The following is a 20,381-nucleotide window of genomic DNA, read 5'->3' as shown; positions in this document are numbered from 1 at the left end:
AAGGCGAATAATGATGGCTGGTTTCATGAGCCGACAACTCGACCCGACCGACATGCTGATCGTCGAGATCATGCAGGCGGACGGGCGCATCTCTGTTTCCGAACTCGGGCGCAAGGTCGGTCTGTCGCAACCGGCTGCGTCCGAGCGGCTGAAACGCCTGGAAGAACGGGGAATCATCGAGGGTTACGGCGCCCGCGTCAATGCCGCGGCCCTCGGGCTGGGCATGATGGCCGTCGTTCGGCTGCGTACGAGCCACGAACATATCCGCAGCTGTCTCAAGCAATTCTCGGAAATGCCACAGATTGTCGAGGTTCTCAGGCTGACGGGAGAGGATTGCTTCGTGTTGAAGGTCCTGGTCCCCTCGCCGTCCGAGCTTGAAATCATCGTCGACAGCATCGCGCGCTACGGCGCAGTGACGACCTCCCTCGTATTGCGCGGCGAACCGATGAAGCCGATCGGCCGCGAACTGGTGAAACTGGCGCGACACCACCTCTGACGTGATTTCAACCACTGCCACTTGCTGACGAGGCCGACGCTCCTAGTTTTTCACGCACGGAGTGTAGATCGAAGGAGGCTCGCATGTCCATCGCAAGACTTATCGCGGCGGCAGTCATCGCCGCAACGGCCACCACCTTCCTATCAGCGACGCCGGCGGCCGCCCGCGTCAAGGTCGGCTCGCTTGGCTGTGACATATCTCCCGGATTTGGCGTGATCATCGGTTCGAAACGGACGCTCAACTGCATATTCACCCCGTCTTCGCCGGGACGGCCGAGCGAACGCTATACCGGTACAATCACCAAGCTTGGCATTGATATCGGCACTCTGGCGGGCGGCGGAATGATTTGGCTCGTCTATGCACCGACCAACCGGCTGGACGGCGCTCTGCAGGGAAGCTACTCCGGCGTCGCAGCCAATGCGACTGTCGGCCTCGGTGTCGGGGCTAATGTCCTTATCGGCGGTTTCGAAGGCTCGATTGCGTTGCAGCCGGTCTCGGCGGAGGGCACGTCCGGTCTCAATATCGCGGCAGGCGTTGCTAACATGATTCTGACCTGGGTGCCGCCGGCACCACCGCCACGGGCTCCCAAGCGGCATATCTCACAGCGATAGCCTAGCGCATCGCGATCGCGACCGCAGCGCCGGCCATCGTTCCGGCGCTGGCCCTATTGGCCACACGAATAGCGCGGCGGCTTTTCAGGAAGCCTCTCGCCTTCGCCGCGAGCAGCGCCCAACTGATATCGATGACGACCAGCACCAGAAGCATCGTCCCGACGAGTTCGGCCCAGCCGACCATGGTCACGGCGCGGATGTTGATGATCGAGGGCAGCAGCGCCATATAGAACATCATGATCTTCGGGTTGCCGAGCGTCACCGTCATGCCAGCGAGGAAAAGCTTTAGCGGCGATTGCGTGTCGGGTAGCGATTCAGCCTCACGGTCCGGCGAGGCAAACCACATCTTCCAGGCGAGATAGAGCAGATAGCAGACGCCGAGCCACCTCATGGCAACGAAGGCGTAATGGAAGGTTTCGGCAATCGCGGCGAGACCGGCAACGGCGCAGGTCAGCCAGATCGCCTCGCCGAGCCACATAGCCGCCAGGAAGGGAAGAACGTCACGCGCGCCCTTGGAGATCACACGGGCGACGAGGGCAGCAACACTCGGCCCCGGAGAGCCGGCAGCCACGAACAGCGCGCAGGCAAAGACGAACAGGCTGGTCAATGTCATCCGAATCCCCCTCACATGACGGAAGCGGTGCCAGGTTCGGCCGGCACCGCTCCTTCGGTCTACTGGCCGATCAGAACGGCATCTTGAAGCCGGGCGGGATCGGCAGGCCAGCGGTCAGCGCCTTGGTCTTCTCAGCCGCGGCGGCTTCCGCCTTGTCCTTGGCATCCTTGTGAGCGGCAACGATCAGGTCTTCGAGAATCTCGACATCGTCTTCCTTGAATAGCGACGGGTCGATCTTCAGGCTCTGCATCTCGCCCTTGCCGTTGAGGACCACGGTAACGAGGCCGCCACCCGACTTGCCTTCCGCATGGAGTTCGGCGATTTCCGCCTGCATCTTCTCCATCTTGGCCTGCATTTCCTTGACTTTGCCCATCATGCCCATGATGTCGCGCATCGTCTCGCTCCTTCTCGATATCTCAGAATATTATGTCGTCGCCGGGCAGGATGTCGCCTTCATCGGATTCGGCAGCGGCGGGCGCCTTGACCTCCTCTTCCTCGTCCGGCTCCGGTGCCCGCACGCGCACGTCGATGATCTTGGCGCCCGGAAACTGCGCGAGGATCGCCGCCACATCCGGGTCCTGCCGGGCGTCGCTCACCTGCTGCGCCTTGGCGCTGGCTTCGGCCTCGACGATTGTCGGCTGGCCCTGCTCGCGGCTGAGGCTGACGATCCAATGGATGCCCGTCCAGTCCTTGAGCTTGACCGCCAGTTCGTTGAGAAGCGTGCCGGGGGCGCCTTCGGTCAGATTGACGTCGAGGCGACCGGGTTCGATGCGAACGGGACGGACGAAGTTGCGCACCAGCGCCTTGATCTTCGCATCGCGCTTGTCACCTGCTAGATTGGCGAGATCGGCGATGGAATTGACCGGCACCAATGGCTTCGGCGCCTCGGTGGGCTTCGTCTCGACACGCCCGACCGGCACGTAATGCGGATCGGGATTGGGAACCGCACGCAGCATGGCGGTCGGCCCCACGGGCTGCGGACGCGGTATCGGGTCCGTCGATCGCGCCGCCAGATTGCCCTGATAGTTCACCGTTGCGCCGCCACCGCTGTTGCCCGACGGCGCAGACGGACGGCTTCCACCGTTCGTCTCGGAAAACTCCGCGAGGCGACGGGCAGCATCCTCAGGTGCCGGTAGATGCGCGGCATGCGCCAGTCGGATCAGCACCATCTCGGCGGCGCCGGCCGGGCGCGAGGAGCCTTCGGCTTCCGGAATGCCCTTCAACAGCATCTGCCAGATGCGCGACAGCGCCGTCACCGCCACGCCCTGGGCGAATTCCGCAGCCTTTGTGCGTTCGATCTCGCTGAGCGAAGGGTCGTTCGCCGCGTCCGGCACATACTTCAGCCGCGTCACAAGATGCGTGAAATCGGCAAGATCGGTCAGCACCGCAACCGGATTGGCACCAGCTTCGTACTGGCTTTCGAATTCGCCCAGCGCCGCAGCAACATCACCTTTGACGATGTAATGAAAGAGATCGACGATGCGAGCGCGGTCGGCAAGGCCGAGCATGCCGCGTACGGCTTCGGTCAAAACGGCGCCGCCGCCATGGGCGATTGCCTGATCAAGCAGCGACAGACCGTCACGTGCCGAGCCTTCGGCGGCGCGGGCGATCATCGCCAGCGCATCGGGCTCTGCCTCGATGCCTTCCTTCGATGCGATCGTGGTGAAGAGGCCAACGAGATCCGAGGCGCTGATGCGGCGCAGGTCAAAGCGCTGGCAGCGCGACAGGACCGTGATCGGCACCTTACGGATTTCGGTGGTGGCGAAGATGAATTTCACATGCTCGGGCGGCTCTTCGAGCGTCTTCAGCAGGCCGTTGAAGGCCTGCGTCGAAAGCATGTGCACTTCGTCGATGATGTAGACCTTGTAGCGCGCCGAAACCGGACGGTAGCGCACCTGCTCGATGATCTCGCGGATATCGTCGATACCGGTATGAGAGGCGGCGTCCATCTCGATGACGTCGACATGCCGGCCTTCCATGATCGCCTGGCAGTGCTCGCCGGGAATGCGCAGATCGATCGTCGGCTTGTCGACCTCTGAGGTCTTGTAGTTCAGGGCGCGGGCAAGGATGCGGGCCGTCGTCGTCTTGCCGACCCCGCGAACACCGGTCAGCATGTAGGCCTGCGCAATGCGGCCGGTCTCGAAAGCGTTGGTCAGGGTCTGGACCATCGGCTCCTGGCCGACCATCAGATCCGTGAAATCCTTGGGGCGGTATTTGCGTGCCAGTACCCGGTATCCGGTGCCCGTCGAGGCGGCATCTTTTGATTGTCGCTCGGTGTCGCTCATCGCCCTGCTTAGCGCCCGGACTCATCGGGCAAAGGATGGAGAGAAGGGTGGGAGGCTGGCACGATGACCCGTGCCGGGCTCGTTAGGGCTGCTTCCTTCCGGACCTGACCCGGTTGGCGAGTGGCTCGTCCACCACCAACCTCCCGGATGCACATATCGGCAATATCGCCATCAAAAGCAAGCCAAGCTTAAAAAAAACTGCTAGCCTCAAGAAAACATGGACGAATGCCTGTTGGACGATTTCAAGCTCGACCGTCGGTTGGAAAGCGATAGCGACAGAGTTATGCAGACGGGGCTCTGCGATCTCAGGCTGTCGAAGGACGCCCGTTGGCCGTGGCTGATTCTCGTACCGCGCAGGACGGATGTCACCGAAGTCTTCGAACTGACCCCGCTCGATCAGGTGTTGCTGACATTCGAGACGGAGATGGTCGCCTCCGCCCTGAAGAAGATCACCGGCGCCGCAAAAATCAATATCGGGGCCCTTGGCAACATCGTCCGTCAGCTGCATGTTCATGTCATTGCCCGCTTCGAAGGCGATGCCAATTGGCCAAATCCGGTTTGGGGATTTGGCAAGGCTGAACCCTATGCGGCGGATAAGAGAGACGACCTTATAGAGAAGTTGCGGGAAGCCCTTTCATCATGAGCCGTTCGCTTTTCGATTCGGATGTTCCGCATCCGGAACCCAGCAGCCTGACTGCCTTCGCTGCCAACGACCTGATCCGCGATTCCGAACATCGCGACGAGACTTCCGTCGACAAGGCACTTGCGAAGGAAGGAACGCATATCTTCGCTTTTGCGGGCGACAAATTGGTATTGAAGCACGACGGACAGGTGCTCGATCCGCTGTTTGCCCGTTACGAACTGAAAGACCTGCAGCCGAACTGGGACGAAACAGTGCTGCTCGGCTATCGCAAGACCGGCGAGCCCCGGCTTGCGGTTCCCGTCGGCGTCGCGGAAGAGGAATTGGCTAGCCAATACAAGCCCTCGGACGGGCGCTCGCTATTTCGCGAGATGCTGCTTGATGAAGTCCTTCTCGGTGAGTTCGCCCAGGGCGCAAGCCTCATCCGTTGGAACCGGGACAACAAGTTCTGCGGCCGCTGCGGCTCGACCATGGAAATCCATATCGGCGGGTACAAGCGCGTCTGCTCGGCCTGCGGACACGAAATCTTCCCGCGCACCGATCCCGTCGTCATCATGCTGACGATCGACGAGGAACGCGATCTCTGCCTGCTCGGCCGCAGCCCGCATTTTGCGCCGGGTATGTATTCCTGTCTCGCCGGTTTCGTCGAGCCGGGTGAGACGATCGAGAACGCCGTGCGGCGCGAGACGTTGGAGGAATCCGGAATCCACACGGGAAGGATCCGCTACCACGCCTCGCAACCCTGGCCGATGCCGCATTCACTGATGATCGGCTGCTACGCCGAAGCCAGGTCCGAGCACGTGAAGTTCGACAGCCAGGAGCTGGAGGACTGCCGCTGGTTCACGCGTGCAGAAACGCTTGAGGTGCTCGAACGCCCCGGCGCGACCGGCAAAGCCCCGCCACCCAAGGGCGCGATCGCCCATCGACTGATGCGCGATTGGGTAGAGTGGAAAAGGCAATAAGGCCTGACAGAACGAGGCCCCTGATATGGCACGCTCCGAACGCCTTTTGACGCTGCTGCAAACCCTGCGGCGCTATCGCCGGCCGGTCAGCGGCGCGGTGCTGGCAACAGAGACGGGCGTCAGCATCCGCACGCTTTACCGCGATATCGCCAGCCTGCAGGCACAAGGGGCTTTGATCGAAGGAGAGCCTGGCCTCGGCTATGTACTGAAGCCGGGCTTCATGCTGCCGCCGATGATGTTCTCGCTAGACGAAATCGAGGCGCTCGTTCTCGGTTCGCGCTGGGTGGCGCGCGCCGCCGATCCGCGACTTGCCGCCGCCGGCGCCGACGCGCTGGCGAAGATCGCGGATGTGCTGCCGCAAGAGATGCGCGACGAAATCGAGACATCGCCGCTGCTCGTGCATCTGCGACCGCCCGTTGCCGACAAGGCCGATCTCAGCGCCATTCGCAAGGCGATCCGCAGCGAACGAATCCTCAAGCTCACCTATTCGGACGAAAGTGGAACCGTCTCCGTCCGCAATATCTGGCCTTTCGCACTGAGTTATTTCGAGCATGTGCGCGTTGTTGTTGCCTGGTGCGAATTGCGTCGGGATTACCGTCACTTCCGCACGGATCGGATCGTCGAAATGACCCCCCAGGACGGGCGCTATCCGCGCCGGCGCGCAGTGCTACTCAAGGAATGGCGGGACCAGCAAGAGATTGCACCCTGACTTCGACGCTACTGCCATAAACTGACAGTGGTTAGCGCTATTATCGGTATCAATCCAACAGGAGGACCGATGATGACGAGCCTGAGACTCACCCGATCGACGCGTGGCAATCATCCTGTCGAGGACACCGCCGCTCATGCAGGATACCCGCAATCCACGCTCCTGCGGATGATGCTGAACGCGTCGCGCCACATGGCACGGAGCAAGTATCCGCGCCTCGATCCAGAGACCATGCCCGAGACGATGAAACGCGATCTCGGCTTCGTGGACTGGGGCCGCCCCTGCCACGAAGGATAGACCGCGACAGCGCAACTCCCAAGACGCGTAAACGACCGCCGCCGCTGCCGATGAGCGCAGCGGCGTTTCTTCGCCTGCCACCATCTCACAACGAGGACCATCGATGAACAGCCCGAACCTCATCATTCTCTACGTCAAGGACCCGGCCGAAAGCGCCGGTTTCTACCGATCGCTGCTTGGCCGCGAGCCGGTGGCCGAAGCTCCGAACTTCGTCGCTTTCGCGCTCGACGGCGGCTTCACGCTCGGCCTCTGGCGGCTGAGCAAGGTCGCGCCGCAGCCCTCTGCCACCGGTAGCCGCGCCGAGATCGCCTTCATGGTTCCCGGCGAGAACGGCGTGTCAACGCTTTACGAAGACTGGCGCAAACGCCAGCTACCCATCGCGCAAGATCTGACGGATATGGATTTCGGTCCAACCTTCGTCGTTCTCGACCCGGACGGCCATCGCTTGCGTGTCTGTGAGCCGGATAAGTAAGCTATAACGGAAAAGAGCGCCCGCCCGGAGGCGCCCTTCTCATTTCTGCAACTGCCCCCGCATCGGGTGGCCCTTGTAGACGCCGAGAATACGGACCTTCTCGGAGAAAAACCGAAGTTCCTCCAGTGCCCGCCGGACGTTCGGATCGTTCGGATGTCCCTCGATATCGGCATAGAACTGCGTTGCGACAAACTTGCCGCCGAGCTGATAGCTCTCCAGTTTGGTCATGTTGATGGTGTTCGTCGCAAAACCGCCGAGCGCCTTGTAGAGCGCGGCCGGAATGTTTCGGACGTTGAAGACAAACGTCGTAACGAGCTTCTCCTCATCGGAATTGCGATGCGCCCATTCCTCGTCGCGCGAGAGGACGACGAAGCGGGTGACGTTGTCCTCGGTGTCCTCGACGTTCTCCGCCACGATGTCGAGACCATAGAGATCCGCAGCAAGACGCGGCGCCAGCGCGGCCATCGAGCGATCACCGGTCTCCTGGACGAGCCTTGCAGCACCTGCCGTGTCGCCGGCGATTACCGGCTTCCAGCCGTGCGAGCGCACGATCTTGCGGCACTGGCCAAGTGCATGGATATGGCTGTGAACCGTGCGGATCTCATCCTTTGTCACGCCAGGAAGCACCATCAGCTGGAAGCGGATCGGCATGAAATATTCGCCGATGATGTGAAGGCGGGACTCCGGCAGCAGGTGATGAATGTCGGCGACGCGACCGGCGATCGTGTTCTCGATCGGGATCATCCCGATATCGGCATCGCCGTTCTCGACCGCCACGAAGGCATCCTCGAACGTCTGGCATGGCAGCGGTTCCATGGTCGGAAACATGTCGCGGCACGCCATGTCGGAGTTCGCGCCGAACTCGCCCTGGAAGGCGATCCTGTTGGTCTTGATGTTCATGGAAAATCCGTCACTTCGTTCTAGCGGAGAGAATGTGCCGCGCCTTCTCAAGGTCGGCGGGAGTATCGACACCGAGCGGAACCGTGTCAACGATCTCGACATCGATGCGCATGCCGGCCTCCAGCGCACGCAGTTGCTCCAGCGACTCGCGCTTTTCCAGGACCGATGGTCCAAGCGTTACGAAACGCTCCAGGGCCGACCGGCGATAAGCATAGAGGCCGATATGGTGATAGAGTGGTCCATCGCCGTAAGGTGCCGTCGCGCGCGTGAAGTAGAGAGCCTTCAGACGGCTTTCGGAGAGCGGTGAACCGACGACCTTGACGATATGCGGTGCAGTCTTGTCCGCCTCGTTATCGATTGCGATCGTTAGTGTTGCGATATCGACGCTCGGGTCTTCCAGAGGGCGCAGTGCGGCGCGAACCGTCTCCGGTTCAATCGTCGGCAGATCGCCCTGCACGTTGACGATGAACTTGGCCTGCCCTTCCGGATCCACCTTCCTGAGCGCTTCGTAAATGCGGTCCGAACCGGACTGATGATCCTTGCTCGTCATGACGACCTCGAAGCCCGCCTCGGCAACGACATCAAAGACCCGCTGGTCATCGACGGCGACGACGACGCGGCCAATCTCGGCTTCCTTCGCCCGCAACGCCACCTGCACGATCATCGGCAGACCGCAAATATCGGCAAGCGGCTTACCCGGAAGACGGGTCGATGCCATGCGGGCCGGGATCAGCACGAGCACGTGATCTAAATTTGGACTGGTCATTGTTCGGGCCTTCTAATCCGGGCGGAAAGGTGTCAAAAAGTCTCACGCAGCAGCCCATTTAGACTGTTGCAACGAATAGCCAAAAGACATAGGTTCCGCGCGATTTCAAGATGGTCCGGTTTTATGTCTGCCGGCTGCAAGGGGAGCATTGCAGATGAATTCATACGTGAATACGGCTGTGGGGGCACTGCTCGGGACGGTTTTCGTTCTGATGTCCGTCTCCATCGCGTCGGAGGGAATCTTTCATTCGGAGAAGCCGGAGAAGGAAGGTTTCGCGATCGTAGCCGAAGAGGCACCCGCCTCTGGTGGCGGCGAGGCCGCACCGGCTGCAGCCGTTCCGATCGCGCAGCTGCTTTCGAAGGCAGACGCCAAGGCTGGCGAAGCTGTCTTCAAGAAGTGTCAGGCCTGTCATGACGCGACCAAGGGGGGGCCGAACAAAGTTGGCCCGAACCTCTATGGTCTCGTCGATCGTCCGATCGGCACGCACGAGGGCTTTGCCTATTCGTCGGCCATGAAGGACTTCTCCAAGGGCGGCAGCGAAAAGTGGACCTTCGATCATCTGAACCACTTCCTGGCAGCGCCGAAGAAATATGTTGCGGGCACGGCGATGGGCTTTGCAGGTCTTCCGAAGGACACGGACCGCGCCAACGTCATCCTCTACCTTCACACCCTCGCCGAGTCGCCGGTTCCGCTTCCGGATCCGAACGCACCGGATAGCGCGACGCAGTAAGCGTGCTCGTTTGCTGAGAGAATAGAAGCCCGGCCTGCGCCGGGCTTTTTCTTTGCGCTAGACGCCAAGCAGCAAGGCCCAGAACGACACGGAGATGGCGCCGAGTGCCGTCGTTAGCGTGATCGTCGATGCCGCCAGGCTGTGGCCGACGCCGAAACGATTGGCGATCAGCCAGGCGTTGACGCCCGTCGGAACCGACGAAATCAGCACCAGGGCCGCCGTCCAGTCGCTGGCGAGCCCCACCAGATGGCTGGCCGTCCAGACGCAGGCCGGCAACAGCAGGAGCTTGAAGCCCGAGGTGACGCTTGCGATGCAAGCATTGCCGGATATCCCGTATTTCTCGAGCGCCATGCCGAGCGAGATCAACGCAACCGGTCCGGCGACGCCGGCAATCTGATCGACGATGGATTCCACCGGCCCGGGCATCGTGAGGCCGAGAAGATGCATGGCAGAGCCTCCGGCCAAGCCGATCACCAGCGGGTTTCGCACGAGGTTCTGGGCAATCTGGCGGGCCACTTTGGCGATGCTCCGCTCCTGCTTGCCGGAGATCTTGTGTTCGGCGCGCTCCATCATGATGGTACCGATAATCATCATGACAGGCAGATGGACCGCAATCAGGATCGAGAGCGGCACGAGCCCCTTGTCGCCAACCGTTCGCTGCACGAGCGGCAGGCCGATGAAGATGGTGTTGGCGAAGGCTGACGACACGCCGGCGAGCACGCCGATGCGATCATCGCGCCCGAAGAAGCGCGTCGCGGCGATATGGGCGGCGATCCAGGTCACTGCAACACCGGAGAAGTAGGCGATCCAGAGCCTGAACGGCGACGCCCCGTGAAACTCTGCCGCCGCGATCGTACGGAACAACAAGAGCGGCACGGCGATCTTGAAGACGAATTCGCTCAGCGCATCGCCGATCTCCGCCTTCATCACCCGCAGTTTCACGGTCAGCCAGCCGATAAGGATCATGATGAAGATGGGAAGGACGTCGAAGATGATGGCTGACATTCAGTGCGGCTGCCTTGCGAGGGAATATGCATGCGTAGCAGCAAATCGGCCGGGATGACAAACATGCGCGACACAAAAACAAAAAAAGCGGGCCTCGCCCGCTTTTCCGCATCCGGTCTTGCCGGATAGCCGGCTTGCGATGCTGCCAGTCCATCCGTGGTCAGCGTCGCTCCGGTATCGTCGAAGGGTATCATTCCCTTCTGTATTGGGCGCGGCCCGCGAGCCGCTGATGCCAATCTCGTTGACGTTGTTTATAGGACAGGAAAATGACACGGGGATGACGTCTGGACGGCATTTTTGCGAAGAGCCGAGGCAACCCGCAAGCGGCCGATTGTGGCGCATGTGGTTTCGAATCGTACCAGCGTCACCGGCATTTGGGCCGGTGAAAATGCGGACTGGCGATTCGCGCTGTCAGCGCCACCGCCCCACCCCTGCCTTCAACGGCTCTTGTGCCCGCCGCCAAAATCATGCGATGTCCCATGTCGGCTGGGGAGACCAACATGGGGGTAAATTTTGCCAACAGGTAAAGTCAAGTGGTTCAACCAGGACAAGGGCTTTGGGTTCATCACGCCGGATGACGGAGGTACCGATATCTTTCTGCACATCACGGCCGCTCAAAGAGGCGGAATCGACACCGTGAAGGAAGGCATGGATGTAGCGTTCGAAGTCGCACAGGACCGACGAACCGGCAGAACCTCTGCCGACAATGTGCGGCAGGTTTGAAGTGATCCGTGCGGCCGAAAGGCCGCACTGACTTTGCCGCTCGGAGACAATATGAAGCGTAGCTTTGCTGTCTGGCTCTTCCTGCTTGCGGCCGCCGGGCCGTCGTTCGCCGATGACGCGAGCTCCAAGCTTGCGTTCTTCTACGATAGCTGCGTTTCCTCCGGCCCAGACTTCGAGCGCACGTCCGAGCGTGCGAAAACGGACGAATGGCCTTCGATGGCACAGGATCTGGCGCTGACCTTCACGCCGATGGAAAACCCGGAAGCGCTGGAAGGGTGGATTATCAGTGGCGGCGAAAGCGAAAGCTTTCAAGCACTGGTGGTCTCCCGGGCGAATGTCGGAGGCAAGATCGTCGAAGGCTGCACGGTGGCATTGGGCGACGTCGACGCAGCCGTCTTCGAAAAGGCATTGGTCGAGAAGGTGAACGCAGTCTCGGCAGGTGAAGAGCAAGGGCAGGATCGCGTCTACAAGCGATATACAGCCAGCATCAACGGGCGCAGCGAAGCGATCACCCTGACGCTTCCGCTCTACGCAAAGGGTTCTGATCAGATTATCGCCAGTGCCGTGGCAGAGCAGCAGATCGAACATTAGGCGCGAAACGAGACGCTCCGTCGGCTCGCGCCTTTAGGCGCTATGAGATATTAACGCCGGAAGCGCGGCGTCCGATATGGAATGCCTATCACCGTTCCCCCATCCTTATGACGAGGCGCCACGAGCGCCGCGGAACCAAGGCACGGAGAACAGCAATGTACTTCGAACTCAAGGATAAGACAGCTGACGTTCTCGCCCGGTGCCGGAGACGGGAGCAACTGTGCGATCTTCCGCTCGATCTAATCTCCTCGGAGGACGAGGCATACGGCATTCAGGCAATTGCCGAGGATTCGCTCGGGGCTTCGAGCGCAAAGGCTATGCACTTGTCGGCAGTCGCGAATCCAGGCGCATCCTCGGTTTGACCAAGCCGGTCGTTTCCGAAATTCGGGCGTCAGCCCTGATCATGGGAATAAAGCAATTCAGGCTGCCGCCGGGCGCCATCGGTGCTCAATGCGAGTTTGTGTTTAGCATACTTGCGACCTTTCCCCCGAGGCAGGCGAAGCGGTTGACCGGGCATCGGTGGCGAGCGCCGTAGTGGGCTGTCATCCCGCCATCGGCATCCTCGGCCGGCGCACAGGTCAGAGCTTTGTCGGGAACAATTGCGGCCATTGTCGACTTTGGGCCGCATGTCGCCACGCCCTGCGGACCCTGCGTAGACGCGATTGATCTTGATCGCCTGGCAGATATCGAGGTGAACGTCTTCCTTTTCGGTGACACCGTGTTCGCCGGCAATTCTTGGACATCCTCTGGGGGCCGTCGTTTGGCTTGCCTGGTCAACATTTGGCGGCCGATTTCGGACCGCTCGGTCAGGTTGATTGCATACTCAGCTGACCGTCTCGCCAACCACCAGAACCCATACATGCGTTCTCAAAGGAAGCTATTTGTCGCGGAGATCAAGAAAACGCGCCGTGTTTTTCAAGGCTGCCATCAAAAAGCGACGTTCCTTTGGAGAAGGCCAACCGCGATGGGAAGCGCGTCCGCAATGAACTTGCGCTGGGCGCACGACCAAACGACGAAAGGCAATAGGATGGTGAGCAGGAACCTCCCCCACGAATATTTTTTCCTCAACGGCTCCCGTTGCGACGGGCCGGTTATCGGCCATATCGATGGCAGACCGATCCCGGCTCGCGTGGTCGACATTCGAGGCAGCCGCTATCGTTTCGTCGGCATTGCCCGCCGCGATCGACGCGGCAGGCTCGATGTGTCCGCCTTTGCGCAAGAACGAGTGGCTTGTCGTACCTGACCTCATCTATGCGGCCGTTGCTTGAAGCACAGCTTGATGAACCATCACCGTCTTGACCAACGCCTCGTGGCATTTGATCCGCAGCAGCAGAGCACTTTGCGAAGGCATAGATAGGCTCAAACGGCATTTCCGCTTCCCATGCGGCGAAAATTCGCTAAGACCGATCACCGGCTATCACCAAAAACCGGGACCTTCCCTTTCATGACCAAATTCGATGTTCTGACTGTCGGCAACGCTATCGTCGATATCATCGCGCGTTGCGACGACCAGTTCCTCATTGACAATAAGATCACCAAGGCGGCGATGAACCTCATCGATGCTGAGCGCGCCGAACTTCTCTATGCACGCATGGGGCCGGCGGTGGAAGCCTCCGGCGGCAGCGCCGGTAATACGGCAGCCGGTGTCGCGAGCTTCGGCGGCAAGGCCGCCTATTTCGGCAAGGTCGCCGAAGATCAGCTCGGCGAGATCTTCGCCCATGACATCCGCGCACAGGGCGTTCACTATCAGACGCAGCCGAAGGGTACGTTCCCGCCAACCGCGCGCTCAATGATCTTCGTGACCCACGACGGCGAACGCTCGATGAACACTTATCTCGGCGCCTGCGTCGAGCTCGGGCCCGAGGACGTCGAGGCCGACGTCGTCGCCGAGTCCAAGGTCACCTATTTCGAGGGCTACCTCTGGGATCCGCCGCGCGCCAAGGAAGCGATCCGCGAATGCGCCCGTATCGCCCACGAGAACGGCCGCGAGATGTCGATGACGCTCTCCGACAGCTTCTGCGTCGACCGCTACCGCGGCGAATTCCTCGATCTGATGCGCTCCGGCACTGTCGATATCGTCTTCGCCAATCGCCAGGAAGTGCTGGCGCTCTATGAAACCGACGACTTCGAGGCGGCGCTCAACAGCATTGCCAAGGACTGCAAGATCGCAGCCGTGACGATGAGCGAGGACGGCGCCGTGATCCTGAAAGACACGGAACGCTTCTACGTCGATGCCATCAAGATCAGGGAGCTGGTCGATACGACGGGCGCCGGCGATCTCTTCGCATCCGGCTTCCTCTACGGCTATACGCAGGGCCGGACATTGGAAGATTGCGGCAAGCTTGGCTGCCTCGCGGCCGGCATCGTGATCCAGCAAATCGGCCCGCGGCCGATGAAGTCGCTGGCTGAAGCCGGCAAGCAGGCTGGGCTTATTTAAAGGCCTCGCCTGGATACGCGCCCCAGATTTCCGACTGCGCCACCCAACCTTCGGCGCCGTCGCTCTTGGCGAAGCACCAATCGCCATTGCATTCACCGATGTTCATCATGACGCCGGGCTCCAGCTTGGCAATAATGCTTGCCGAGGGCAGGGCATCACGGCGCATGTTGACATAGACGGACTTGCCCTTGCCCTTCATCCACGGGGCAGCGATCGCCGCACGCGAGCCTGACAGCAGCGATTGGTTGACCCAGCCCTCGGTGCCGTCGGCATCGCGAATCTGGCGCCAGTTGTCGTATTCCTGGATGATCTCGACGGGCAGGCCGGCCTTCAGATACATCCAAGAGGCCGCATAGTCCGTGCCCGGGCCGATGCGCAGGTTGACGCGCTTGGACTTCAGCGTGACGAAACGCGGCAGCGGCAGGCCGCTCGGTCCCTTTGCCGCCTGCGCGGAGGCCATTTCGGCCGTTCCCGCCGAAAGCACGAAACCGATCGCAAGGGCGAGGCAAGATTTCAGGACTTTGCTATGCATGGGACTTCCGTTTGCTCAGATGAGGGCAGGACTGCTGCCTGATTCCGGGAATTTGACATTCCTGCGCACGCTGGACGAGTTTTGTTTGTCTTCGCGTGCGGGTCTGGTAGAAATTGCCCGGAACGGGAAAATTATCCCGCGTCTTGGTTAAGGACCTCTGAACAAGTTAGCGCCGGCGCACATGACGACGAAGAAAAAACCGAAGGTCTACATCACGCGGAAGCTGCCCGACGCGGTCGAGACGCGCATGCGCGAACTCTTCGATGCGGAACTGAATATCGACGATATGCCACGCTCCAAAGCCGAGCTGATTGCCGCCGTCAAAAGCGCCGACGTGTTGGTTCCGACGGTCACCGACCGGATCGACGCAGCCCTGATCGAGGAGGCCGGGCCGCAGCTGAAGCTGATCGCCAGCTTCTCGAACGGCACCGACCACATCGACGTGGAGGCTGCGGCCCGCAAGGGCATCACCGTCACGAACACGCCGAATGTGCTGACCGAGGACACTGCTGACATGACCATGGCGCTGATCCTCGCCGTGCCGCGCCGGCTGGGGGAAGGTGCGCGCGTGCTGACCGATCAACCGGGTGAGTGGGCCGGATGGTCACCGACCTGGATGCTCGGGCGGCGCATCCACGGCAAACGCATCGGTATCGTCGGCATGGGCCGGATCGGCACCGCCGTCGCCCGCCGCGCCAAGGCCTTTGGCCTCTCGATCCACTACCACAACCGCAAGCGGGTGAACCCGGCGACCGAAGACGAGCTGGAGGCGACCTATTGGGAGAGCCTCGACCAGATGCTCGCTCGTGTCGACATCGTTTCGGTCAACTGCCCGTCGACGCCGGCGACCTTCCATCTGCTTTCGGCCCGCCGTCTCGCGCTGCTGCAGCCGACCGCCTACCTCGTCAACACCGCCCGCGGCGACGTGGTCGACGAGGCCGCGCTGATCAAGAGCCTGCGGGAGGGCAAGCTGGCGGGCGCTGGTCTCGACGTCTTCGAGAATGAGCCGGCGGTCAATCCGAAGCTCGTCAAGCTCGCCAACGAAGGTAAGGTCGTACTTCTGCCGCACATGAGTTCGGCGACGATCGAAGGCCGTATCGACATGGGCGACAAGGTGATCATCAACATCCGCACATTCATCGACGGACATCGCCCGCCGAACCGCGTGCTGCCCGGCCGCTAAACCGAGACCGGCTTGCGCATCTCGATCGACGTCGTGCGTGTGAAGCCCGGATGCGTGTTTTCGGCGGTCTTCTCGAATCCCCAGCGCACGAAGACGCGATGGTTTTCGACGAGCTCGACGCGCGTCTCGAGCCTCAGCGACGCTAGCGCGCGAGACCGCGCCACCTCTTCCGCAACCGCCAGGAGCTGGCGGCCGATCCCCCGACCCTGAGCATCCGGGGAAATCGCCAGCTTGCCGATATAAAGGCAGTCATTCTCCGGCCGCAGGAAGACGCAGCCGCGCAGGACTTCGCCTTCCGTAGCCGCATAAACGATTTCTAAACGCGCCTTGTCGGCAAGGCTTGGCAGCGTCAGTTTCAGGGCCGAAGATGGTGGATCGATGCGGTCGTTCATATAGGCGAAGGACGACAGGATCAGCGCCAGCAGCTCGTCCCACCGCTGAAAACCTTCATCGATGCGAACGATCTTCATGACGCGTGGCTTTGCCTTTGGCGCCGTCGCTTGTAGCGAATCGTATCGAAGCGGGCGGCAAGCGCATCGTAGAGCAGCAGTCGGCCGATTAGCGGTTCACCGGTGCCGGTGATCAGTTTGATCGCTTCCATCGCCATCAGCGTGCCGATCACGCCGGTCAGCGCACCAATGATGCCGGTTTCCGCACAGGCCGGGATCAGGCCAGCCGGCGGCTTCTCGGGAAAGAGATCGCGATAGGTCGGGTTCGGTGTGCCATCTTCCGCCGTCTCGTAGGGCTTCAGCACTGTGACGGAGCCATCGAAGCGGCCGACGGCGCCCGTCACCAACGGGATTTGCGCCGTCTCGGCGGCATCGGCTGCGGTATAGCGGGTATCGAAATTGTCGGAGCCATCGATCAGGAGGTCGAAGCCTGAGAGGTGACGGCGGGCCGAGTCCGGCGAAAAGCGTTCCTCGAAGCGAATCACATTGACGTGCGGGTTCAATCTGGCGATTGCAAAGGCTGCACTTCCCGTCTTCAGCTCGCCGATCGTGCCGGAATCGTGAATCACCTGCCGCTGCAGGTTGGAAAGCGAAACGCGGTCGTCATCGGCAATGCCGAGCGTGCCGACGCCCGCGGCCGCGAGATATTGCAGGACCGGCGCGCCCAGCCCGCCGGCCCCGATCACCAGCACATGCGCGGCCTTCAGCTTCTGCTGGCCTGCACCGCCGATCTCGGGAAGCAGGATATGACGCTGATATCGCGCGATTTCTTCCGGGCTCAGTGGTTCCATGGGCGCGATGCTACCACGGCCTTTGGTTGTGGGGGAAGCGGCATCGCTCACTCGAAAACCTTTCCGTCGGCAACGGTGAAGAATTGCGCGCGCTCACCGAGCGCGCAGAACATGGCGCGGTCCGTACCCGTCATGAAGGCCTGACCGCCCAGCGCGTCGATGAGGTCGAAAAGGGCGGCACGCCTGCCTTCGTCAAGATGCGCGGCAATCTCATCGAGCAGCAGGATCGGCGCGTGGCCGGTGAGATTGGCGACCAGCCGGGCATGGGCAAGGATCAGTCCGACCAGCAACGCCTTCTGCTCGCCCGTCGAACAGCGCGCTGCTTCCATCTGCTTTTGCCGGTGGCGGACGATGAGATCGGCGCGATGCGGACCGACGAGCGTACGGCCGGCCGCGGCATCGCGATAACGGCTTTCGGCAAGCATGGCGGCGTACTCGTCCTCGAGATCGACAGCGGGGCGCGAGAACTGGCCGTCGATAAAGCCAGCGAGTTCGAGCGCGGCAGCCGGAAATGGCGAGGTATCGTGCGTTTCCTCGATGAGCCGGGCGAGGAGGCCGAGCATTTCCTGGCGCGCCATTGCCATGGCAATGCCAAGGCTCGCCATCTGCTGCTCGATGCCGGAAAGCCAAGCGGGATCGAAGCGGCGCTCGTCGAGCAGCTTGTTGCGACCGCGCATGGCGCGCTCGAAATCGCTGGCGCGGCGACCATGAGCCGGATCAAGCGAGAGCACGAGCCGGTCGAGAAAACGACGGCGCTCGGACGAGCCACCGGTGAAGAGGCCATCCATCGACGGCGTCAGCCACAGGAGGCGCAGATGATCGGTCAGTTCATCGGCCGATTTCGCCGGCGTGGCATTGATGCGCAAACGCCGAGAGGCACTGTCATCGGTGGTGTCGACGCCGGTGCCGATCTCCACCTCGCCCTCCATTCCGTCGAGTTCAGCGAAGATCGCAAACCCGCCGCTCGCACCGACGCGAGTGATATCGCCATATGTGGCGCGGCGCAAACCGCGGCCCGGCGACAGCAGGGAAACGGCTTCCATCAGATTGGTCTTGCCGGCACCATTGTCTCCTGTCAACACCACATGCCGGCCGTCGAGCGACAGCGAGACTGACGCGTAGTTGCGAAAGTCGGTCAGCTTTAGACGGGACAGGGAGACCTTGTGCGGCATACGAGATCCGGATTCGTGGTGCCCGAGAGCTAAGCGCAACGAGGGCGGATGGCAAGGGTGAGAGGCGCGATACGGACACCGAGGACGCACATGGGCGTACACCTCGACTTGCCATCGACGCGATAGAAACGGCGGAAGCTGGCGCCGATCACAGCAGGATCGTATGATACAGCCGAGACCGGGGGGCGAGTAGGGTGCGACGCTTGACGAAAACACGGATGGCGATAGGCGGTGTGGCGGCCATGTTGGTTGCGTATCTGCTCGTCGCTTATTTCTTCATTCCGGAAATATGGATTCATCGCGACGCCGGCCGCATTGGGGAATTTGGCCCAATGGTCACAACCACCGAACAGGACATTCCTGGCGACCCGATCAATGTTGGGCTTGTGGGCTCGAAGGAGGACGTGCTCCGGGCATTCGCATCGGCCGGATGGGATCCAGCCGACAAGATTACGCTACGTACGTCGGCCGAAATCGGCTTGAGCGTCGTGCTCGATCGACCCGACCTCGACGCTCCGGTGAGCGCCCTGCTGTTTGAGGGGCGCAAGCAGGATCTGGCGTTTGAAAGGGCAGTGGGCAAGAGCGCCGACGAGCGCCACCATGTACGTTTTTGGCTAACTAGGAGCGCCGGTGCGGACGGGCGTCCGCATGCGGGATTGAACTGCATCTGGATCGGCGCTGCAACGCCGGTGCAGAAGGCCACAAAGGGGCCGGCCGGCATTATCGGCCCGGATGGAAACTGGGTGACGCAATGTCCGGCGGTACCCGAACCAAGCCTGGCAACCGCGGTGCTAGATCGCGACGACCCAGTCTATGACATTCCGCTGCAGAAGGCCCGGCCGTGGCGACTGAAGGCCCGACAGGGTGACATCTATCGCGAGAGGATGGTCGATAACGCCAGAAGCGAAAACAGAAGCGATTATTGAGGCGCAATGCTGCCCTGCGTCGCAGCGGCTTCATCTTGCGGCGTTGACGGCCTATATGAGAACGGTCGCGGATTGCGACGTGCCGGAGTTGACGATGGATACGGAAATACAGGGCCGCGCGGTGCATGTGGCCGCCATTCGCGAGCGCGCTGAAGCCGAAATGAAGGCGATGGGGATCGACGAGGCGTTCATCGATCGACTGGTCGAGACGTTCTACGGTCGCGTGCTCCAGCATCCGGCGCTCGGACCGGTGTTCGACGCCCGGCTCTCCGGCCGCTGGCCCGAGCATATGCAGAAGATGAAGAGCTTCTGGTCATCAGTCGCCTTCCGCAGCGGCGCCTATGGCGGAAAGCCGGTACAGGCGCATACAGGCGTCGCGAACATGTCGCCCGATCTCTTCCCGCAATGGCTGGCGCTGTTTTCGGAGACGCTCAGTGACATCGCCCCGAACCCGGAAGCCAAGGCTTGGTTCATGGCGACCGCCGAACGCATTGCCACGAGCCTGACGCTGTCGCTCTTCTACAATCCGGCGCTCGACGATCCGATGCGCAAGCCGGCCTAAGCTATTTCATCAAGCAACCCGCTTGTAGAAAAGCGTGGTGTCGCAGAGGCCGCCTTCCGGCCACAGCGCGTAGTCCGGGATCACACCGACCCGCTCCCAGCCAAGCCGTGGATAGATCGCCTCGGCGTCGCTGCCGGTTGCCGTGTCGAGCACCAGGATCATCTTGCCGCGGGCGGCAGCTTCGCGCTCGGCGGCATCCATCAGCAACCGCGCTAGCCCCTTGCCGCGAGCCGAGCGATGCACCAGCAACTTCTTCAGATCGCCGCGATGCGGCTGGTTCGGCATCTGCGCCGCACCGACCTGCACTGTGCCGACGGCCCGACCGTCAATCTCGGCCACGAGAAGCAGCGTTGCGCCAGATGCGACGGCATCGGCGACGACGTACCAGTAAGGCGCGGCATCGGCATTGCCATAGGGCTGCATGAAGCCGACCGATGCGCCGCCATTCACGCAATCGGTCAGCACCTCGCAAAGGTCGGGAATTGCCGCGCGGGCTTCTGCCGCGTCGAGAAGGCGGATCGTGGCTATC

26 protein-coding genes and 1 other RNA gene are annotated in these 20,381 nt (G+C 61.6%); 15 read left to right on the top strand and 12 right to left on the bottom strand.

Annotated features, from left to right (window positions below):
* Nucleotides 1-13: 13 nt before the first annotated feature.
* Together WGT02_RS01680 and WGT02_RS01675 are read left to right on the top strand one after the other, a co-directional pair.
* Complete coding sequence (locus WGT02_RS01680) at nucleotides 14-496, top strand: Lrp/AsnC family transcriptional regulator (RefSeq protein ID WP_024316269.1); 483 nt, start codon at nucleotides 14-16, stop codon at nucleotides 494-496.
* An 83-nt stretch (nucleotides 497-579) separates the two neighbouring features.
* Nucleotides 580-1,107: a DUF992 domain-containing protein gene (locus tag WGT02_RS01675; protein ID WP_024316268.1), complete on the top strand. Its 528-nt coding sequence runs from the start codon at nucleotides 580-582 to the stop codon at nucleotides 1,105-1,107.
* Nucleotide 1,108: 1 nt separating this feature from the next.
* Here the strand turns inward: WGT02_RS01675 and WGT02_RS01670 are convergent, their stop codons facing one another.
* From WGT02_RS01670 to ffs, 4 genes are all read right to left on the bottom strand, one after another.
* Entirely contained in the window at nucleotides 1,109-1,720 is a 612-nt protein-coding gene (locus WGT02_RS01670) for a LysE family translocator (RefSeq protein ID WP_024316267.1), read from the bottom strand.
* Nucleotides 1,721-1,790: 70 nt separating this feature from the next.
* On the bottom strand, nucleotides 1,791-2,114 hold the full coding sequence (locus tag WGT02_RS01665) for a YbaB/EbfC family nucleoid-associated protein (protein WP_024316266.1): 324 nt from the start codon (nucleotides 2,112-2,114) through the stop codon (nucleotides 1,791-1,793).
* A 22-nt stretch (nucleotides 2,115-2,136) separates the two neighbouring features.
* Nucleotides 2,137-4,005: a DNA polymerase III subunit gamma/tau gene (locus WGT02_RS01660; RefSeq protein ID WP_208249346.1), complete on the bottom strand. Its 1,869-nt coding sequence runs from the start codon at nucleotides 4,003-4,005 to the stop codon at nucleotides 2,137-2,139.
* 47 nt (nucleotides 4,006-4,052) lie between these two features.
* An RNA gene (gene ffs, locus WGT02_RS01655) (signal recognition particle sRNA small type) lies at nucleotides 4,053-4,149 on the bottom strand.
* Nucleotides 4,150-4,237: 88 nt separating this feature from the next.
* On the opposite strand from ffs, the gene WGT02_RS01650 reads away from it, so the two are divergent.
* From WGT02_RS01650 to WGT02_RS01630, 5 genes are all read left to right on the top strand, one after another.
* Complete coding sequence (locus tag WGT02_RS01650) at nucleotides 4,238-4,648, top strand: HIT domain-containing protein (protein WP_024316264.1); 411 nt, start codon at nucleotides 4,238-4,240, stop codon at nucleotides 4,646-4,648.
* Nucleotides 4,645-5,607, top strand: coding sequence for an NAD(+) diphosphatase (nudC, locus tag WGT02_RS01645; RefSeq protein WP_208249347.1), 963 nt, complete (start codon nucleotides 4,645-4,647; stop codon nucleotides 5,605-5,607). Before WGT02_RS01650 ends, nudC begins: the two co-directional genes overlap by 4 nt.
* Nucleotides 5,608-5,632: 25 nt before the next feature.
* Complete coding sequence (locus WGT02_RS01640) at nucleotides 5,633-6,316, top strand: YafY family protein (protein ID WP_024316262.1); 684 nt, start codon at nucleotides 5,633-5,635, stop codon at nucleotides 6,314-6,316.
* A gap of 69 nt (nucleotides 6,317-6,385) precedes the next feature.
* Entirely contained in the window at nucleotides 6,386-6,613 is a 228-nt protein-coding gene (locus tag WGT02_RS01635; RefSeq protein ID WP_208249349.1) for a hypothetical protein, read from the top strand.
* Between the two features lie 103 nt (nucleotides 6,614-6,716).
* Nucleotides 6,717-7,085 (top strand): VOC family protein, encoded by a 369-nt coding sequence (locus WGT02_RS01630; protein WP_024316260.1) that lies wholly within the window; start codon nucleotides 6,717-6,719, stop codon nucleotides 7,083-7,085.
* A 39-nt stretch (nucleotides 7,086-7,124) separates the two neighbouring features.
* Here WGT02_RS01630 and WGT02_RS01625 read toward each other — a convergent pair whose 3' ends face one another.
* Both WGT02_RS01625 and WGT02_RS01620 read right to left on the bottom strand, forming a co-directional pair.
* Nucleotides 7,125-7,985, bottom strand: a complete 861-nt coding sequence (locus WGT02_RS01625; RefSeq protein ID WP_208249351.1) for a prephenate dehydratase — start codon at nucleotides 7,983-7,985, stop codon at nucleotides 7,125-7,127.
* Between the two features lie 10 nt (nucleotides 7,986-7,995).
* Nucleotides 7,996-8,751, bottom strand: coding sequence for a 3-deoxy-manno-octulosonate cytidylyltransferase (locus WGT02_RS01620; protein WP_024316258.1), 756 nt, complete (start codon nucleotides 8,749-8,751; stop codon nucleotides 7,996-7,998).
* A 154-nt stretch (nucleotides 8,752-8,905) separates the two neighbouring features.
* Here WGT02_RS01620 and WGT02_RS01615 point away from each other — a divergent pair, with 154 nt between their 5' ends.
* Nucleotides 8,906-9,481 carry a cytochrome c family protein gene (locus WGT02_RS01615; protein WP_024316257.1) on the top strand — a complete coding sequence of 192 codons (576 nt, stop codon included), beginning with the start codon at nucleotides 8,906-8,908 and terminating at the stop codon, nucleotides 9,479-9,481.
* Between the two features lie 57 nt (nucleotides 9,482-9,538).
* Here the strand turns inward: WGT02_RS01615 and WGT02_RS01610 are convergent, their stop codons facing one another.
* Nucleotides 9,539-10,486 carry an AEC family transporter gene (locus WGT02_RS01610; protein ID WP_208249352.1) on the bottom strand — a complete coding sequence of 316 codons (948 nt, stop codon included), beginning with the start codon at nucleotides 10,484-10,486 and terminating at the stop codon, nucleotides 9,539-9,541.
* 513 nt (nucleotides 10,487-10,999) lie between these two features.
* Between WGT02_RS01610 and WGT02_RS01605 the strand changes: the two genes are divergently transcribed.
* The 4 genes from WGT02_RS01605 (at nucleotide 11,000) to WGT02_RS01590 (ending at nucleotide 14,237) form a co-directional block, all read left to right on the top strand.
* A complete protein-coding gene (locus tag WGT02_RS01605; RefSeq protein WP_024316255.1) occupies nucleotides 11,000-11,209 on the top strand; it encodes a cold-shock protein in 210 nt (69 codons plus the stop codon).
* Nucleotides 11,210-11,260: 51 nt separating this feature from the next.
* Entirely contained in the window at nucleotides 11,261-11,800 is a 540-nt protein-coding gene (locus WGT02_RS01600) for a hypothetical protein (RefSeq protein WP_024316254.1), read from the top strand.
* A gap of 691 nt (nucleotides 11,801-12,491) precedes the next feature.
* The gene (locus tag WGT02_RS01595) at nucleotides 12,492-13,043 is read left to right on the top strand and encodes a hypothetical protein (protein WP_225039775.1); all 552 of its coding nucleotides are present in this window, start codon (nucleotides 12,492-12,494) and stop codon (nucleotides 13,041-13,043) included.
* A gap of 201 nt (nucleotides 13,044-13,244) precedes the next feature.
* Nucleotides 13,245-14,237: an adenosine kinase gene (locus WGT02_RS01590; protein WP_024316252.1), complete on the top strand. Its 993-nt coding sequence runs from the start codon at nucleotides 13,245-13,247 to the stop codon at nucleotides 14,235-14,237.
* On the opposite strand, the gene WGT02_RS01585 is transcribed toward WGT02_RS01590, so the two are convergent.
* On the bottom strand, nucleotides 14,230-14,769 hold the full coding sequence (locus WGT02_RS01585; protein ID WP_208249353.1) for an SH3 domain-containing protein: 540 nt from the start codon (nucleotides 14,767-14,769) through the stop codon (nucleotides 14,230-14,232). The two genes, WGT02_RS01590 and WGT02_RS01585, sit on opposite strands and share 8 nt — an antisense overlap.
* Nucleotides 14,770-14,950: 181 nt before the next feature.
* Between WGT02_RS01585 and WGT02_RS01580 the strand changes: the two genes are divergently transcribed.
* A complete protein-coding gene (locus tag WGT02_RS01580) occupies nucleotides 14,951-15,952 on the top strand; it encodes a D-glycerate dehydrogenase (RefSeq protein WP_024316250.1) in 1,002 nt (333 codons plus the stop codon).
* Here WGT02_RS01580 and WGT02_RS01575 read toward each other — a convergent pair.
* Genes WGT02_RS01575 through recF form a run of 3 tightly spaced genes read right to left on the bottom strand, consistent with a single transcriptional unit; the run spans nucleotide 15,949 to nucleotide 18,364 of the window.
* A complete protein-coding gene (locus WGT02_RS01575; protein ID WP_024316249.1) occupies nucleotides 15,949-16,422 on the bottom strand; it encodes a GNAT family N-acetyltransferase in 474 nt (157 codons plus the stop codon). The two genes, WGT02_RS01580 and WGT02_RS01575, sit on opposite strands and share 4 nt — an antisense overlap.
* Nucleotides 16,419-17,192 (bottom strand): molybdopterin-synthase adenylyltransferase MoeB, encoded by a 774-nt coding sequence (locus WGT02_RS01570; protein WP_051166695.1) that lies wholly within the window; start codon nucleotides 17,190-17,192, stop codon nucleotides 16,419-16,421. Before WGT02_RS01570 ends, WGT02_RS01575 begins: the two co-directional genes overlap by 4 nt.
* Before the next feature lie 47 nt (nucleotides 17,193-17,239).
* On the bottom strand, nucleotides 17,240-18,364 hold the full coding sequence (recF, locus tag WGT02_RS01565) for a DNA replication/repair protein RecF (protein ID WP_208249354.1): 1,125 nt from the start codon (nucleotides 18,362-18,364) through the stop codon (nucleotides 17,240-17,242).
* 218 nt (nucleotides 18,365-18,582) lie between these two features.
* Between recF and WGT02_RS01560 the strand changes: the two genes are divergently transcribed.
* A complete protein-coding gene (locus WGT02_RS01560; protein WP_225039772.1) occupies nucleotides 18,583-19,290 on the top strand; it encodes an LssY C-terminal domain-containing protein in 708 nt (235 codons plus the stop codon).
* 94 nt (nucleotides 19,291-19,384) lie between these two features.
* Nucleotides 19,385-19,852: a group III truncated hemoglobin gene (locus WGT02_RS01555; RefSeq protein ID WP_024316246.1), complete on the top strand. Its 468-nt coding sequence runs from the start codon at nucleotides 19,385-19,387 to the stop codon at nucleotides 19,850-19,852.
* Between the two features lie 9 nt (nucleotides 19,853-19,861).
* On the opposite strand, the gene WGT02_RS01550 is transcribed toward WGT02_RS01555, so the two are convergent.
* Nucleotides 19,862-20,380, bottom strand: a complete 519-nt coding sequence (locus WGT02_RS01550; RefSeq protein WP_024316245.1) for a GNAT family N-acetyltransferase — start codon at nucleotides 20,378-20,380, stop codon at nucleotides 19,862-19,864.
* Between the last annotated feature and the right edge of the window lies 1 nt (nucleotide 20,381).

The sequence above is a fragment of the Rhizobium sp. T1470 genome (assembly GCF_042140505.1).
Classification (GTDB): domain Bacteria; phylum Pseudomonadota; class Alphaproteobacteria; order Rhizobiales; family Rhizobiaceae; genus Rhizobium; species Rhizobium favelukesii.
The sequence above is the reverse complement of the archived record's forward strand: the minus strand, read 5'-3'. Positions and strand labels throughout refer to the sequence as shown.